A 15,359-nucleotide genomic window follows, 5' to 3' on the forward strand; every position below is an offset into this window, starting at 1 on the left:
TGTACTCGGTCGTGAACGACCGACGCTTCCGAGACACAGGGACATCCTTCCGCAGGATCAACGATCCTGCTAACTCGATGTCCACTACCCGGGGGTTCCTCTGTGTTTTGTCAAGCAGCCGGGGCGGGTTGGGTCGTAGGCTAGTCGATGGCGGGTTCCGGAAGTGACTGATCCGAAGAGCTGGCATGTGGGGTTGAGCCGGCCGCGCAGGATTTCGTAGTCGCCCCCGAGTGTCCTCCGGAACCCGCCCCGCTGGTGTGGCGTTGTTCATCTGCTGTCATGATGCGCCAAACATAGTCGCAGAGACGTCGTTTGAGGCAGCGCATCGCCTCCTTGTGTCCTTTGCCCTCGGCGACTTTGCCGTCGTAGTAGATCCGTCCTCTGGTGCCCGGCATGCGTACTTGCGTCAAGGCGATGGTGTGCAGGGCGTTGTTGAGCTGGCGATCGCCGTGGCGAGACAGCCGATGCCGAGACTTGCCCGCGCTGGCGATTTCTATCGGCGCGGTGCCGGTGTGGACTGCGAAGGCTCCCGCGGTGCGGAACCGTGACGCGCGTCCGGTTCGGCCCAGCAGCCGGGCCGCGACGACCGGTCCGACGCCGACCACGTGGAGAAGACTGCTGCCGGAATCGGCAACAGTGTCGTGCATCCGCTGCTGATTGGCCTTGAGCCGGGCGTCCAGTGCCCGCACATCGGCGACAAGTTCGCGGGCCAGTTCTTTGCGGGCGCGTTCCACCGGCGAGGACGGGCGGACCCCCCGTAACACCTCGGTGGCCTGGTTCGCGGTCAGATCGGTGGACACGCCGCCGGGCAGCAACTCCCGCATCACCGCGTGCAGCTGGTTGACGGTCCGGGTGCGCTGCCTGGTCAGATTCGTGCGTCGCTCATCGAGCATCCGCAGCACTGTGCTCGCGCCCTCCGCCTCGACGGGCGCTGCATCGCCGTGCAACGCCGCCACGCTGGCAGCCGCGGCCGCGTCGATATTGTCATTTTTGCGCCGCCCGCCCCGCGACAATTCCCGGACTCGCGCGGTGGCGGTGGACGGGACGTCGGTGACCGTCTCGCCGTGAGCGATCAGCCATTGGGCCAGGTGTCGGCCCAGGCCCCACGCGTTCTCCACGGCCCAGCACCGTTCAGTAAATCGTTTTGCCCAAGCCAGAAGTCGCCGATACTCGGGCAATGTGGCGTCGATGCGTATCGTTTCGATCGTCTTGTTCGTTGCGGCATTCAGCGCCGCCGCCGTATGAGTGGTTTTGTGCGGGTCGACCCCGATCAGCACCGTCAACCACGTCTCCTGACTCCTCGTCGAGATATAGGGAGCCGCGGGCGACATTCCGGCTTTCGGCCTGTGTGTCCCACACCTCTGTTGAGTCAGACCCGCGGTCGGTGTCGGGCCGGGGCGCAAACCCCCGGTGAGCCAGCCCGAACGGGCGGCAGGAACCTCACGAGCCAGCCCCGACTCGACACCTCCGGCAGACTACGGCCGGTGATCATCCAGCCAGCCAACCGGTGACACCCATATAAGCCGGGAGCCTCAGACGTCACTATCTGCGAAGTATCGGAGCTTGCTTCCAGCGGGGCTGGGTTCGAGAGGTACTGCCGCGGGCCTGCGGCCCTTGCCGCCCGGAATCCGTGGGCGGCGATATCGGCGTCGCCGTAGTATCGGCCGAATTTCGGGCGGATATGGCGTAGCGGCCTGGTAGGGCAGGGTTCTCGTGTTCGGGGTGCGGGGCTGGGTGGTTGGTGCTTGGCTTGGCTGCCGATGAGGTTTGATCGGCGTGCTGGAGGTCGGGGTTCGTGGCGACGAGGGTGTTCGCGGACGAGGAGTTGGAGCGTCTGCGGGGGTTCCCGGAGATCAGCCGCGAAGAGTTGTTCCGGTATTTCACGCTGACCCCGGCTGATCTGGCGTTCGTGGATCCGGGTCGTGGCCGGGGCCCGGCGGATCGGTTGGGGCTGGCGATCGCGTTGTGCACGCTGCCGTGGCTGGGGTTCGTGCCGGGCCGGTTGACGACGGCACCGCCGGTGGCCGTGGCCCGGCTCGCTGAGCAGCTTGGGGGTGGATCCGGTGGAGATCGGTTCGTATGGCAGACGCGCCAAGACCCGTACCGAGCATGCGCGGCTGGCCGCTCAGTATCTGGGCTGGAGGCCGGCCGCTGGAATCGAAGGAACTGGACGAGTTCTTGCTTGCGCGGGCGATGGAGCACGATCCCCCAACGCTGCTGTTCCGGCTCGCGTGTGAGTATTTGATCTCGGCGCGGGTGATCCGGCCGGGCCCGGTCACGGTGGTGGAACGGGTCGCACATGCCCGTCACCAGGCGCAGACCGAGACCTACGACCGGCTCGCGCACGAGTTCACACCTGAGCGGTGCGCGGAGTTGGACGCGCTGCTGGTCACCGATGCCTCGCTCGGGGTGTCGCGGTTGCGGTGGCTGTCGACGGGGCCGGTGGAGGCGTCGGCGCAGGCGGTGAAGGCCGAGGTCGAGAAGCTGGGGTTCCTGCGCGGGATGAGCGCGGACCGGCTCGATATGTCGGTGCTGCCCGCCGAGCGGCGCCGGTTCCTGGCTACGATGGGCCGCCGCATGACCCCGCAGGCCTTGGAGCGGCGAGAGCCGCAGCGCCGGTATCCGATCCTGTTGACGGTGCTGGCGCAATCGGCGACCGACGTGCTCGATGAGGTGGTGGCGCTGTTCGATCAGGCGATCTCGGCGAAATTCGGCCAGGCGGAGCGGCGCATGCAGCAGCAGCTGGCCGAACGCGGAAAATCCGGTGAGGACCGCCAAGCTCTGCTGGACGAGCTATTGGAAATCGTCACCGATCCGCAGATCGCCGATGAGGAAATCGGTGGCCTGATCCGGGGTGATGCGATCGGGTGGGATCGGTTGCGGGCTGCGATCGCGCAGGCCAAACCCCGTCTTCCGCGTGATCACGGGCATCTGGCCGCGCTGGATTTGTCCTACAACTATCTGCGGCAGTTCACTCCGGCGGTGTTGCCGGCGGTGCGGTTCGCCGGCGGGACCGCGGCGACCGAGCTGCTGGTTGCGGTGGACATGCTGCGAGAGCTGAACGCCACCGGCCGTCGGAAGGTGTTCGACGAGGCCCCGGACGGTTTCGTGCCGACCAAATGGCGCGGCTACCTCGACGAGGCCCGGAAGTCCGGCAGTGTGGCAGCTCGTCGGTCGCCGCTACGCCGACCCGGCGCGGTCACGGTGGATGCTGTGGACGATCGCCGCACGTGCGGGCCGGCCGGATATCGCGGGCCGCCGTGCAGAATTCGGCGACGGGCATTCCCGCGCACATCGCGATCGTGGCGCGACCTGTCGCGCAGGATCGGTGACCCTGTCGTAATCAGGTCCCGGGAAATTTGATGATTTCTTGTCTGGTGTCGGCCTTGCGAGCAGCGAAAACTGATGATGCTGCGCGAAAAACGTCCTGGTTTCACCCCGACCGAAGGATATGCAATGTCTACCAGAATCACCAAGATTTTCGCCGCAACCGCGATCACTCTGTCCCTCGGCGCCTTCGGAGCCCCGCTGGCCTCGGCCGCCACCCCGACCGCCGGCCCGGTCACCGGCTCCGCCATCATCCTGTGTATCCCCCTCGGAAGCGCCACAGTCTGTATCTGAGCGCCCCCAACTCCACAGCACTTCTACCGACTGGGCGGTTCTGCCGTCGGCGGGAGCATCCGCCGAGGCACGGCCCCCGGATGGCCGGCGGGCGTCGCCCTGATCGCGATCATCGAGCCAACCGGAAGAGCGCACGTTGCTCGTCGAGGAGCGTGCGCCGGGATGAGCAGGTCGCCGCTCCGGGTGACCTGCTCATCCGTCTACCGGGCGGCCTCGCCCACCGCCGGGGCGATGGTGCGCCGGGACGAAAGCGCTCCGGCGGCCCGGCCGATCGAACCTCGAGCCTCGCCGGCCATCGAGCCCGGCCGGCGACGCAAGAACCTCAGAACATCGACATCATGATCATCATCATCATGAATTTGAGAAAGAAGTTGTTGGACATGTCGGACCTGCTTCCGTCGAACCGAACCGCCCGGACACGACGCCGGACGCAACAGCGGCAACTATGCCGTTGTTGAACGGTACGATATTCAACGGCTTCAGTTTTCGGCCGACGGCTTCCCGTCACCGGGAACACGAATCCGGCTGCGGGACACCCGATCCGCCTCCCCCGCGGTGGCCGCGGTCAGTGTGGCGAAGGACTTTTCAGGTAGACGTCGAAAAAGGCGAAAACACGTCGCCAGGCGTCCGCGGTGGCCTCCTCGTCGTAACCGAGACCGGCTACCCGCAGTACGGGCTCGGTGGGTAGCCGGTTGGCGAAGGCGTGGGTGACCCCGGAATAGGTCTTGATGTCGTGGGCGACGCCGTAGTCGTCGAGTACTCGTTCCAGCCGGTGCGCTCGGCCGATATTGATCGGATCCAACCGGCCGTAGCTGGCGACGATCGGGCAGCTGCCCCGCAACATCTCCGCGTAGTTGCCCCGGCTGGTCGGATAGAACGGCGCGGCGGCGTCGAAGCCGCGCGGCGCGGTGAGCAAGGCGAAACCCCCACCCATACAGAAACCGGCCACCGCGACCCGGCCGGTGCACGAGGAATCGTCGCGTATCCGCCGCAACGCGGCGAGGATATCGCGCACCGCCCGGCCCTCACCGGTGAACAGCAGATCGCGGAATACGCCGGGCACACAGCGCGGCCCGCGGGAGAACAGATTCGGCGCGATCACCAGATAGCCGTGGTCGGCCAGCATGCGGGCATTGCGGCGCAGATCGGCGGTCTGCCCCACCGCGTCGTGCAGCAGTACCACCGCGGGCCACGGTCCCGGGCCCTCGGGCGTCTCCCATATGGCGTCGATGTCGCCGTCGGGCGCGGGCACCTCGATCTCCGTCATCGGCGGTCACCTCCTGTTCGATCCGGAACTCTCGCAGCAGACCGCGACAGCGCATCCAGTGTCGCATCGCCGCGCCGCCCGCTCGCGCACCTCGCCGACGCGGCGGGGCCGGCCGCCGCCCGCGGCGGCAGCCGGCCCGGACCCGGCGCCCGGACACGCACGGCGCGGATCAATCGCGTTCGGCCGCACCGATGATCTCACCGGTGTTCGCGTCCACCGTCACCTCGTACTCGACGCCCGCCGAGGTCACGACTTCGACCTCCCAGACCGGTCCGCGGCGCTCGGTCTCGAACTCTGCCGAAACGGCCCGGCTGTCGGGGACCGCGGCCACGGCGGCGTCCATGGCCGCGATGCGATCGACCCCGGGATCGGCGACGAGGGACCACTCGGCGATGGGGCGATCGAGGGCCACGGTGCCGTGTGGTGGGGTGTGCCCGAGGGCAACGGTGGCGACGCCGACGGCGGCACCGGCGACCACGGCCACGACCGCGGCGCCGATCAGAATCCAACGCAGACCGGCGACCGCGTGACGAATGACGCTTGCCATGGTGAAACCTCCTGAGTGGGTGTACGTCTCGAAGACGGTCATCACTGTCGCAAGCCGATGCTGAAGGTGACCTGAAGTCACCTGAAGAACATTTCAGGAAGTATCTGTCACTCTGGGTGGATGCGTCTGCTGATCGTCGAGGACGAGAAACGGCTCGCCCTCGCACTGGCGAAAGGGTTGTCGGCCGAGGGTTTCGCGGTCGACGTCGTACACGACGGCGCCGAGGGACTGCACCGCGCCACCACCACCGAGTACGACCTGATCATCCTGGACATCATGCTGCCCGGTATGAACGGCTACCGGGTGTGCGCGACCCTGCGCGCGGCGGGCGACGAAACACCGGTGCTGATGCTCACGGCCAAGGACGGAGAGTACGACGAGGCCGAGGGCCTGGACACCGGCGCCGACGACTACCTCAGCAAACCGTTCTCCTATGTCGTGCTGGTGGCCCGGATCCGGGCGCTGTTGCGTCGCCGCACCCGCGGCGGTGTGCGCGTCCTGCGGGTCGGCGATCTGGTCGTCGACCCCGCCACCCACGGCTGCCGGCGCGGCGATCGCGAGATCGTGCTGACCGCGAAGGAATTCGCGGTGTTGGAGCATCTGGCCGTTCGCGCCGGGGAGGTCGTGTCCAAAGCCGATATCCTGCATCATGTCTGGGATTCCGCCTACGACGGCGACCCGAATATCGTCGAGGTCTACATCAGCACGCTGCGCCGCAAGATCGATACGCCCTTCGGTTGCCGGACCATTCTGACCGTACGCGGCGCGGGTTACCGGCTGGCGGCCGAACGTGGGTGAGCGGAGGCGCCGGCGCCCCTGGTGGAATTCGGTCCGGGCGCGTACCACGGCCGCGGCGACCGTGGTCGTCGCGATCGCCCTGACCGCCACCGGGCTCATCCTCCTCGCGGCCCTGCGCGGCAATCTGGTCGAGAGCGCGGATCTGCAGGCCGCGAACACGGCGCGCGATATCGCCGGTCAGCTGGATGCCGGAACGCCACTCGCGCAACTCCGACTGCCCGATCCCGATGATGAACCGGTGCAGGTCGTTTCGGTGGACGGGCGGGTACTCGCCGCCGACGAAGAACTGCGTGGCCGGGGTCCGATGGCCGATCTCGGGCCGAATGCGTCCGCGGACGCTCGGTCCGGAGACGACCGGACCGCCGCCGACGACGAATCCGAGGAGAGCCGGGGCGAGGACTCCGAGGACGACGACGAATCCGAGGAGACCCGGGACGAGGACTCCGAGGACGACGACGAAGACTCCGACACCGGGTCGGAGTCCACGGACGAGGCGCCCGGCGCCGGGAACAGCGCGGCGGGCCTCGGCAGCAGGGCCGGCGAGGGCAGCGGAATCGGCACGGGAACCGCGCAGGCCGTCGGCGCTCCCACGGCCGGCGAACCGGTATTCGGGCAGACCGAACTCACGGTCGGCGATTCCGGGCCCGACAGCTATCGTGTCGCCGCGCTCGGCAGCACGGCCCCCGACGGGCAACCCGTCACGGTGTACGCGGGCGCGTCGCTGGATACCGCCGACAGCGCGGTCGCCGACCTGCGGCGGGCGATGCTGATCGGCCTGCCGGTGCTGCTCGCCGTGGTCGCCGCGGTGACCTGGCTGGTCACCCGGTGGGCGTTGCGGCCGGTGGAGTCCATCCGGTCCGAGCTGGCCGAGATCATGCACGGTGACCTGTCGCGGCGGGTTCCCGAACCCGCCGCCCGCGACGAGATCGCCCGGCTGGCGGTCACCACCAACGACACACTGGCGGCACTGGAGCAGTCCGCGGAACGTCAGCGCCGGTTCATCGCCGACGCCGCACACGAACTGCGCAGCCCGATCGCCAGTCTGCGGACCCAGCTCGAAGTGTCGCAGGCACATCCGGGGTTGCTCGAACTCGACGGGCTCCTCGGCGACACCGTGCGACTGGAACACCTCGCGGCCGATCTGCTGCTGCTGGCCCGCCTCGACGCGGGCGAACAGCCCCGGGCCGACCGGATCGATCTCCCGGCACTGGTCCGTGAGGAACTCGCCCACCGGGTCGGCGATCGCCTACCGGTCGGCGCCGACAGCGGCGCCGACGAGCTCGTGGTCACCGGTAGCCGGACCCAATTGGCACGTGTCCTGGGCAATCTCGTCGACAACGCGCAACGGCACGCCGCGGCGACGGTGCGGGTGACGCTGGAGCGGCAGGGCGACCGGGCGGTGCTGGCGGTGACCGACGACGGCCCGGGCGTGCCGGAGGCCGACCGGGAGCGCATATTCCAGCGTTTCGTGCGCCTCGACGACGCCCGCAGCCGAGACGAAGGAGGCGCGGGCCTGGGCCTGGCGATCGTGCGCGATGTGGTCGGACGCCACGAGGGGACGATCCGGGTCGAGCCCGCGGACTCCGGTGGTGCGCGATTCGTGGTGGAACTTCCCGTGGCCCGCCGGGTGGCCGGGTGACCGCCCCGGCGGCGAGCGGCCGGCGCCGGAGCGGGACGGACCGCCGGACACGTGGCCGGCGGTTTCCGGTGCGGCGCGCGCACTAGCATCGGCGATCATGGCGCAGCAGGCAGTGCACCCGGCGGAACCGGATTTCCCGATACTGGTGATCGGGGCCGGGCAGTCCGGTCTGTCGGCCGGGTACCACCTGCGGCGGCACGGGCTCGTGCCCGGACAGGATTTCCTCATCGTCGACCATGCGCCCGGCCCCGGCGGCGCCTGGCAGTTCCGCTGGCCGTCCCTGACCCTCAGCACCGTGAACCGGGTACACGACCTGCCCGGCATGTCCTTCGCCGAGAACATCGAGCCGGGCGCCGCCGGGGCCGACGTTCCGGCAGCGACCGCGGTACCGCGCTACTACCAGCGCTACGAGGAGCATTTCCAGCTCCGGGTACGCCGTCCGGTGAGCGTGCGGGTGGTGTGCGATCGCGCCGGAGACGACGGTCTGCTGCACGCCGAGACCGACCACGCCGGCACGCTCCGGGTGCGCGGATTGATCAACGGCACCGGAACGTGGGAGCACCCTTTCGTACCGCACTATCGCGGCGCCGAGACCTTCGCCGGACGGCAGCTGCACACCCGTGATTACCACGATCCGGCCGAATTCGCCGGACAGCACGTGGTGGTCGTCGGGGGTGGGATCTCCGCGGTACAACTGCTCGACGAGATCTCCCGGGTCACCGGCACCACCTGGGTGACGCGGTCGGAACCCGCCTTCCGGGATACTCCGTTCGGCGCGGACGCGGGCCGGCGGGCGGTGGCGATCGTGGAGGATCGGGTACGCCGGGGACTTCCGCCCGGCTCGGTGGTCTCGGTGACCGGCCTCCCGCTGGACGAGCGGCTCCGCGCCGCCCGGGACCGCGGCGTGCTCCGGCGGCGGCCGATGTTCGACCATATCGAGCCAGCGGGGGTGCGCTGGGCCGACGGTGGTTTCCAGGCCGCGCAGGTCATCCTGTGGGCCACGGGTTTTCGCAGTGCGCTGGATCATCTGGCCCCGCTGCGGCTCCGCGGTCCGGGCGGTGGAATCACCATGAACGGCGCGCTCGCCACCCGGGTCGCGGTGGATCCGCGGATCCATTTGATCGGATACGGCCCGTCGGCCAGCACGATCGGCGCGAACAGGGCCGGGCGGGCGGCGGCGGCGGAGCTCATCGACCATCTGGGCCTGGAGCGGGGCGCTCTCCGCGGGTAGGCGCCCCACGCCGGCGCGGCAGCCGTCCCCGCGTGGTCAGCGCAGCAGATCCGCCAGGATCCGGCGCGCGGTCGCGACCCGTTCGTGGTCACCGAGCTGGCGCGCGGTATTGGCGGCGCCGACGATCGCGTCGATCTCGAAGGCCAGTGCCGCCGCGTCCCGTCCCGTCAGCTCGCCCGACTCCTGGGCCTTGCGGATCTCGCCGGTCAGGAATGTCGTCCACTCCGCGTGGTCCGCGGCGACGGCGTCGCGGACCGGCCCCGGCCGGCTGTCGAACTCGGCGAGCACCGCGGCCCGGAAGCAGCCGCCCGGGAACACCGGGTCGGCGATGTAGTCGAGCCAGCGGTCGACCAGCGCGCGCACCCTGGACAGACCGCGCGGTACGGCCAGCGCCGGCGTGACGATCTGTTCGACGAACACGTCACGCCCGGCCCGGACGGCCGCGAGTTGGAGCGCCTCTTTGTTCTTGAACAGGGTGGCGATCCCGCTCTTGCTGATACCCAGATCGGCCGCCAGCCTGCCCAGGCTGACCCCCGCGAGCCCCTCCACCGACGCCACGTCGGCAGCGTGCCGGGCGATCGCGGCCCGGGACCGGGCTCCTTTGACCAGCCGTTGGTCCGTGATCGCCTCTGCCATACCGCCCATTCTGACATCTTCCTCTTGTCAATACGAACGATCGGTCGTATTTTTCTTTACGAACGTTCGTACGTTTTGTTCCTTCCTACGCTTCCCAGGATTCCCATGACCGAATCGTCCGTGCAGGCCACCGACCCGCAATCCACCCCCGCGCGCGGCTCCGGCGCACTTCTCGTCGCCGCCGGCGCGGCCTTCCTCGCCTTCCTCGACCTATCGGTAGTCAATATCGCCTTCCCCTCCCTCGCCCGCGACCATCCGGCCACCTCGCCGACCACCCTCACCTGGGTGATCAGCGGCTACGCGGTCGCGTTCGCGGCACTGCTCACCCCGGGCGGCCGGATCGCCGACGCGGTGGGGCGACGCACGGTCTTCCTCGGCGCTGTGGTCGGTTTCGCGCTCACTTCGCTGCTGTGCGGGGTGGCGCCGACCGCGGGCCTGCTCATCGTCGCCCGGGTGACCCAGGGGGCGACGGCCGCACTGATGGTGCCGGCGGCCCTCGCCGCCCTCCTCGCCGTCACGCCGCGCGCACGTATCGGTGGCGCCATCGCGGCCTGGTCGGCGGCCGGTGGGTTCGCCGCGGTCGTGGGTCCCGCACTCGGCGGCGCACTGGTCGAGTTGTTCGGCTGGCGCGCCATTTTCCTGATCAACGTACCGATCGCGCTCGCCCTGGCCGCGCTCGCCTTCCGCATCCTGGCCCCGGACACCGAGCAGACGCGCGGTGCCTTGCCGGACCCGGTGGGTACGGTCATGGTCGCCACGGGCCTGGGCGGGCTCGTCGCGGGACTCACCGAGGGGCAGCGCTGGGGCTGGACCGCGCCCGGCACACTCACCGCCCTGGCCGTGGGCGCTGTCCTCACCTGCGCCGCCCTGCGTCGCTCACTCCGGCACCCGAATCCCGCGCTCGCCGTCGATCTCTGGCGAAGCCGATCGTTCGCGCTCACCAATGCCGCCTCCTTCGCGTTCGGCGCCGCCATGTTCGCGTGGCTGCTGGCCGGGCCGATGTTCCTCGACGCGATGTGGGAATACTCCGTCCTGGGTTCGGCCGCGGCGCTGAGCGTGGGCGCGGTGGCCTCGATGGTGAGCGCGACACTCACCGGCCGCGTGACCGCAGCCGGCCCCCGGCGCTGGACCGGGGTCTTCGGGGTGCTGATGTTCCTCGCCACGCTCGCCTGGATGAGCACCGACATGTTCGGCCCCACTCCCGCGTTCTGGTCGGCCTGGATTCCGGCCGGAATACTCGGCGGCGGGGGCGTCGGAATCGTGGTGACCGTACTGGGCGCCACCGCGGCGAACGCGCTGCCGCCGCACCGTTTCGCGGCCGGTACCGGGATGAATCTGACCGCGCGCCAGCTCGGCGGCGCGCTCGGTATCGCGGTCCTGGCGGCGGTGCTCGCCGCCCACCCCGGCGACCCCCTCACCGGGTTCCACACCTTGTTCCTGGTGTGCGCGGGCTTCGCGGCCGTATCGGCGGGCCTGATCGCCGTTCCGTCCCGAGAGAAGTCGATATGACACACCACCACGGCCGTACCGAATCCGACGACCCGATGCTGATCTCCACCGGCCGCGCCCGCGCCCTCTTACGCGATGCGCCCTGGCAGCGCTACGCCGTGCTCGGCGATTCCATCGCCCGAGGGGTGGGCGACGCGTCCGCGGGCTACCGCGAGATCGGCTGGGCCGACCGGGTCGCGGAGGTTCTCACCTCCGTGAACCCGGAGGTGAGATACCTGAACACCGGGCGAATCGGCGCGACCTCGGATCAGATGCTCGCCGAACAACTGGCCTCGGTACTGGAATTCCGGCCCGACCTCGTGCACATATCGTGCGGCGGCAACGATCTGTTCCATCCCGGCGGTGATATCGATCGATTGCGCGCGAATCTCGAGACCGCGTTCTCCGCGCTGGCCGCCACCGGCGCCCAGCTGTGCGCGTTCACCGTGGCCGATGTCTGGGAGACCGAGCGGATGGCGCCGATGCGGCCGATGCGGCCGCGGATGGCCGAGCTCAACGAGATCGTCCGTGACGTGGCCGGCCGGTACGACGCGGTGCTGGTCGAGTTCTGGGACCATCCGCTGCGGCTGCGCCCGGATCTCATGAGCGCGGACCTCATCCACTTCACGACCAGCGGGCACGCGGTCGTCGCGACGGAGATGATCCGCGCTCTGGCAGCACGGATCCCGGCCGCCGCCGGATCGACCCGTCGACCGGCCTTCCTCCCTCCGGCCACGGACGGGCAAACCTGCCCGAAGGATCCACTTTGTCGGCGCGAGCGGTTAAGATCTGCGCCGGGCACCAGCGAGGAGGAGTAGGTACCGACGTGGGAAGCTACGGCCGTAGGTCACGGGCGCGGCGGGGATTCGGGGCATGGGCAACCGTCCCCGCGATCACCGCGGGTCGGGGGGTCGACCGATAAGCTCACACGAGCATTCGCACGTGGCCGGTCCACCGGGACAACGGGGCACCGTCACGGTCGATCTCGTCGTCGCCATATTCGGCCGCACCGGCCGGGCCTCGCCCGTACCACGGTCATCCGGCGGTACGTCACTTGAGTAACAGGCCCCCGTGGACCGTCACAGGTCGCGGGGGCGGATCGCGATGCCCGGGCAATTCCTGCGCGGCCGGCACTTCCGGCGGCGGTCAGCGGGCCGAAGCCTGCCCGGCTTCGTTCCCGCCTGCGCCGCATTCCCAGGTTCATGCCTCGAATCATGCACTGCCCGAACATCATTCACTCACGTATTTTCATGGAGGAGTTCATATGTCCAGACGTTCGCCCCTGTTCCGGATTCCCGGGGTGCTGGCCGGCCTCGTTGTACTCGGCTGTGCGGTGCTGACCCTGTCGGCGTGTACCAGCGGGAACGACTCGGGGCAGAGTTCGTCGGCGAGCGCGGTATCCACCGTGCCCGGACAGAACGGGTCCGACGAGGGCGGGGATGTCGATTTCGACGCCGCCATCGGTGACTGTGTCACGTTGTCGGGGACGATGATGGACGCGGAGATCGACCACGCCGAGTGCGGTTCGGAGAATTCGAACTACAAGGTGGTCGCCAAGGCCCCCACCCAGGACGGCTGCGCCTCCGATGTCGACCAGACCTACTACGTGACCCTGGCCGGCCAGGAACAGGGCGCGCTGTGCCTGGACATCGACTGGGTCGAAGGTCAGTGCATGACGGTGCCGTCGGGAAGCGACAGCCCGACCCACAGCCCGTGCACGCCGGGTAAGCCCGATACCGTGCATGTGCTGAAGATCCTCACCGGTACCACCGACGAATCCGGGTGCCCCGCCGAGGCCACCAGCTACTACACCTACGACGAGCGCCAGCTCGTCACCTGCGTCGCCGAGGTGTAACAGCACCGCGTCCGGGTACCGGCATGCGTGGCCTCACCTCGGCGTGGGGCCACGCGCGCCCCTGCCCGGCATCGACCGGATATCACCGCTCTGTTCGGCGCCGACCAGCGGAGATACACTGGGACCCGCTGCTCGAATACGCGTTCTGTCCGATACTCGGCGGGGGTTGGCGCTACCAGGACTGCTGTGATGGATATCCGAACAGACGAGATCGCCGACGGCGTCTACCGCTTCTCCACTTTCGTTCCCGAGGTAGGCCCCACCGGTTTCACGTTCAATCAATTCTTCGTCGATGCCGCGGAACCCCTGCTGTTCCACACCGGGATGCGGGCGCTGTTCCCTGCGGTGTCGGCGGCGATCGCGCGAATCCGACCCGTGGCGGAACTCCGCTGGATCACTTTCGGCCATGTGGAGGCCGACGAGAGCGGGGCGATGAACCTGTTCCTGGACGCGGCACCGTATGCCCAGGTGGCCCACGGTGTCGTGGGATGCCAGGTATCGCTGGACGATCTGGCCGATCGGCGGCCGCGCCGCCTGACCGACGGCGAGATCATCGATCTCGGTGACCGCCGGATCCAGCACTTCGATACACCGCACGCGCCGCACAACTGGGAGGCGCGGGTGCTCTACGAGAAGTCCACCGGCGTGTTGTTCTGCGGTGACCTGATGACTCAACTCGGCGACGGACCGGCCCTCACCGGCGCCGATCTGGTGGGACCGGCCGAGGTGGCCGAGGACGTCTTCCATGCCACGTCGCTGGGCCCGGCGGTACCCGCGACACTGCGCCGGCTCGCCGAGTTGCGACCGACCACACTGGCGGTGATGCACGGCTCCAGCTTCACCGGGGACGGGTCCGCCGCCCTGCGCGACCTCGCGGCGGTCTACGAGAACCGACTGGGCCCGTAGGGTTCCGACAGGCGCCCCGCACCGGGCGGCGCGCCGACGCGAGAGGAACCGGATGAGCGCCAACACCCCGCCGGACCGCACGCCGAGCCGCTGGGAGGAACTCACCGCGGCCGACCCCGCACATTCCGAGTGGTATGTGCGGCGGTTCCGGACGCTCGTGGCGGAAGGCCACGACATATTCGGCGAGGCGCGGCTGATCGACGCGATGCTGGGCCGAGGCGGACGAGTACTCGACGCGGGCTGCGGACCGGGCCGCCTGGGCGGCCATCTGCACAATGCCGGGCACACCGTGGTCGGCCTCGATATCGATCCGGTGCTGATCGCGGCCGCCGAGGCGGACTACCCCGGCCCCACCTGGCTGGTCGGCGATCTCGCCGAACTGGACCTACCGGCCCGGGGTGTCGCCGCCGATTTCGATGTGATCGTCTGCGCGGGCAATGTGATGACCTTCCTGGCGCCGTCGACCCGGCCGGCGGTGCTGGCCGGTTTCGCCCGGCACCTCGCACCGCGGGGCCGTGTGGTCACCGGTTTCGGCGCCGACCGCGGCTACGACTTCGCGGAATTCCGCGCCGATGCCGCCGCGCAGGGCCTCACCGCGGATCTCTTGCTGTCGACCTGGGATCTGCGGCCCTTCACCGACTCCTCGGAGTTCCTGGTCGCGGTGTTCTCCCGCGCGGACTGAGCTCCTGCGATCTCGACGAGGCGGAGAAGATCGCCGACCGGAGAAATTGGCGGGTTGCAGACCGTCTACAGCGAGGATCCGCACGACCGGGGCCGACGGGTGCGGGACTTCCCCGGGTCCGTCGAGAGCCGGACCGATCCCCAGGTCCAGCGGATCCTGGCCGCCGCCCGATCGGAGTTCGAGCAGTACGGAGTCCGGCGCGCCACCATGGACGATATCGCTCTGCGCGCCGGGATCGGCCGCCGGACGCTCTAGCGGCGATTCCCGACCAGGGACGCGTTGTTCGAGCTCCTGGAACACTCACCGCCGGCCCGGCGCATCGTGACCGGCGAACCGGAGCTGCTCATGGGGCCCACCGGACGGCCGCGCGGGCTGCCCATCGCGGAGGCGGGTGTCCGGGTCGCGGGAACGCCGCGCCGGAGCGGTATGACGATGCCGGAGGCGGACCTCCGGGCGGTCTCCGAACTTCCGGTCCGCCTCACAGTGTCGTTGCTGCTCGATCCCGAAGGGCAGCTGGGCATCTCGGATCCGGACGCGGTCCGTGCGTATTCCCGCCGCGATCTCGCGCGGCTCGTGTGGTGAACCGGAGACGGCACCGCGGGACCGCGGCGGCACCCGGACGTCGCGCGGTCGCGCCGACCGGGACCACTCGCCCGGGGGCGATCCGAGTACTGATACAAATGCCTGCG

The 15,359-nt window shown here is 69.3% G+C and carries 13 protein-coding genes and 2 pseudogenes; 11 read left to right on the forward strand and 4 right to left on the reverse strand.

All coding sequences use genetic code 11. The features are described 5' to 3' along the window. Positions 1-140 precede the first annotated feature (140 nt). The gene (locus ABZV91_RS00975) at positions 141-1,277 is read right to left on the reverse strand and encodes an IS110 family transposase (RefSeq protein ID WP_355233955.1); all 1,137 of its coding nucleotides are present in this window, start codon (positions 1,275-1,277) and stop codon (positions 141-143) included. A 518-nt stretch (positions 1,278-1,795) separates the two neighbouring features. On the opposite strand from ABZV91_RS00975, the pseudogene ABZV91_RS00980 reads away from it, so the two are divergent. After that, a pseudogene (locus tag ABZV91_RS00980) lies at positions 1,796-3,159 on the forward strand (DUF4158 domain-containing protein); the annotation flags it as partial. A gap of 297 nt (positions 3,160-3,456) precedes the next feature. Then, positions 3,457-3,621: a hypothetical protein gene (locus ABZV91_RS00985; RefSeq protein ID WP_355233618.1), complete on the forward strand. Its 165-nt coding sequence runs from the start codon at positions 3,457-3,459 to the stop codon at positions 3,619-3,621. A gap of 565 nt (positions 3,622-4,186) precedes the next feature. Here ABZV91_RS00985 and ABZV91_RS00990 read toward each other — a convergent pair. Next, positions 4,187-4,888 (reverse strand): dienelactone hydrolase family protein, encoded by a 702-nt coding sequence (locus ABZV91_RS00990; RefSeq protein ID WP_355233620.1) that lies wholly within the window; start codon positions 4,886-4,888, stop codon positions 4,187-4,189. A 169-nt stretch (positions 4,889-5,057) separates the two neighbouring features. Beyond that, on the reverse strand, positions 5,058-5,435 hold the full coding sequence (locus ABZV91_RS00995) for a PepSY domain-containing protein (RefSeq protein WP_355233622.1): 378 nt from the start codon (positions 5,433-5,435) through the stop codon (positions 5,058-5,060). 120 nt (positions 5,436-5,555) lie between these two features. Here ABZV91_RS00995 and ABZV91_RS01000 point away from each other — a divergent pair, with 120 nt between their 5' ends. The 3 genes from ABZV91_RS01000 to ABZV91_RS01010 all read left to right on the forward strand — a co-directional run bounded on the left by ABZV91_RS01000 (position 5,556) and on the right by ABZV91_RS01010 (position 9,103). Next, positions 5,556-6,233 carry a response regulator transcription factor gene (locus tag ABZV91_RS01000; protein WP_355233624.1) on the forward strand — a complete coding sequence of 226 codons (678 nt, stop codon included), beginning with the start codon at positions 5,556-5,558 and terminating at the stop codon, positions 6,231-6,233. Next, entirely contained in the window at positions 6,226-7,872 is a 1,647-nt protein-coding gene (locus ABZV91_RS01005) for a HAMP domain-containing sensor histidine kinase (protein WP_355233626.1), read from the forward strand. The genes ABZV91_RS01000 and ABZV91_RS01005 overlap by 8 nt, the downstream gene beginning before the upstream one ends. Positions 7,873-7,969: 97 nt before the next feature. Beyond that, a complete protein-coding gene (locus tag ABZV91_RS01010; protein WP_355233628.1) occupies positions 7,970-9,103 on the forward strand; it encodes an NAD(P)-binding domain-containing protein in 1,134 nt (377 codons plus the stop codon). 36 nt (positions 9,104-9,139) lie between these two features. Here the strand turns inward: ABZV91_RS01010 and ABZV91_RS01015 are convergent, their stop codons facing one another. Further along, on the reverse strand, positions 9,140-9,739 hold the full coding sequence (locus tag ABZV91_RS01015; RefSeq protein ID WP_355233630.1) for a TetR/AcrR family transcriptional regulator: 600 nt from the start codon (positions 9,737-9,739) through the stop codon (positions 9,140-9,142). 105 nt (positions 9,740-9,844) lie between these two features. On the opposite strand from ABZV91_RS01015, the gene ABZV91_RS01020 reads away from it, so the two are divergent. From ABZV91_RS01020 to ABZV91_RS01045, 6 genes and pseudogenes are all read left to right on the forward strand, one after another. After that, positions 9,845-11,248, forward strand: coding sequence for an MFS transporter (locus ABZV91_RS01020; RefSeq protein WP_355233632.1), 1,404 nt, complete (start codon positions 9,845-9,847; stop codon positions 11,246-11,248). Continuing rightward, on the forward strand, positions 11,245-12,045 hold the full coding sequence (locus tag ABZV91_RS01025) for an SGNH/GDSL hydrolase family protein (RefSeq protein WP_355233634.1): 801 nt from the start codon (positions 11,245-11,247) through the stop codon (positions 12,043-12,045). Before ABZV91_RS01020 ends, ABZV91_RS01025 begins: the two co-directional genes overlap by 4 nt. 446 nt (positions 12,046-12,491) lie before the next feature. Beyond that, positions 12,492-13,082, forward strand: a complete 591-nt coding sequence (locus tag ABZV91_RS01030; protein ID WP_355233636.1) for a hypothetical protein — start codon at positions 12,492-12,494, stop codon at positions 13,080-13,082. 189 nt (positions 13,083-13,271) lie between these two features. Then, the gene (locus ABZV91_RS01035) at positions 13,272-13,988 is read left to right on the forward strand and encodes an MBL fold metallo-hydrolase (protein WP_355233638.1); all 717 of its coding nucleotides are present in this window, start codon (positions 13,272-13,274) and stop codon (positions 13,986-13,988) included. Positions 13,989-14,040: 52 nt separating this feature from the next. Then, complete coding sequence (locus ABZV91_RS01040) at positions 14,041-14,670, forward strand: class I SAM-dependent methyltransferase (protein WP_355233640.1); 630 nt, start codon at positions 14,041-14,043, stop codon at positions 14,668-14,670. A 153-nt stretch (positions 14,671-14,823) separates the two neighbouring features. Further along, positions 14,824-15,252, forward strand: a pseudogene (locus ABZV91_RS01045) (helix-turn-helix domain-containing protein). The last annotated feature ends 107 nt before the right edge of the window (positions 15,253-15,359 follow it).

Source organism: Nocardia sp. NPDC004568 (assembly GCF_040609955.1).
Classification (GTDB): domain Bacteria; phylum Actinomycetota; class Actinomycetes; order Mycobacteriales; family Mycobacteriaceae; genus Nocardia.

What these genes read in the sequence shown, in the direction of transcription:
- ABZV91_RS01020 (WP_355233632.1), top strand. Translation starts at nt 9,845, where the DNA reads ATGACCGAATCGTCCGTGCAGGCCACCGACCCGCAATCCACCCCCGCG.
- ABZV91_RS01010 (WP_355233628.1), top strand. Translation starts at nt 7,970, where the DNA reads ATGGCGCAGCAGGCAGTGCACCCGGCGGAACCGGATTTCCCGATACTG.
- ABZV91_RS01040 (WP_355233640.1), top strand. Translation starts at nt 14,041, where the DNA reads ATGAGCGCCAACACCCCGCCGGACCGCACGCCGAGCCGCTGGGAGGAA.
- ABZV91_RS00995 (WP_355233622.1), bottom strand. Translation starts at nt 5,435, where the DNA reads ATGGCAAGCGTCATTCGTCACGCGGTCGCCGGTCTGCGTTGGATTCTG.
- ABZV91_RS01015 (WP_355233630.1), bottom strand. Translation starts at nt 9,739, where the DNA reads ATGGCAGAGGCGATCACGGACCAACGGCTGGTCAAAGGAGCCCGGTCC.
- ABZV91_RS00985 (WP_355233618.1), top strand. Translation starts at nt 3,457, where the DNA reads ATGTCTACCAGAATCACCAAGATTTTCGCCGCAACCGCGATCACTCTG.
- ABZV91_RS01035 (WP_355233638.1), top strand. Translation starts at nt 13,272, where the DNA reads ATGGATATCCGAACAGACGAGATCGCCGACGGCGTCTACCGCTTCTCC.
- ABZV91_RS00990 (WP_355233620.1), bottom strand. Translation starts at nt 4,888, where the DNA reads ATGACGGAGATCGAGGTGCCCGCGCCCGACGGCGACATCGACGCCATA.
- ABZV91_RS01030 (WP_355233636.1), top strand. Translation starts at nt 12,492, where the DNA reads ATGTCCAGACGTTCGCCCCTGTTCCGGATTCCCGGGGTGCTGGCCGGC.
- ABZV91_RS01025 (WP_355233634.1), top strand. Translation starts at nt 11,245, where the DNA reads ATGACACACCACCACGGCCGTACCGAATCCGACGACCCGATGCTGATC.
- ABZV91_RS01000 (WP_355233624.1), top strand. Translation starts at nt 5,556, where the DNA reads ATGCGTCTGCTGATCGTCGAGGACGAGAAACGGCTCGCCCTCGCACTG.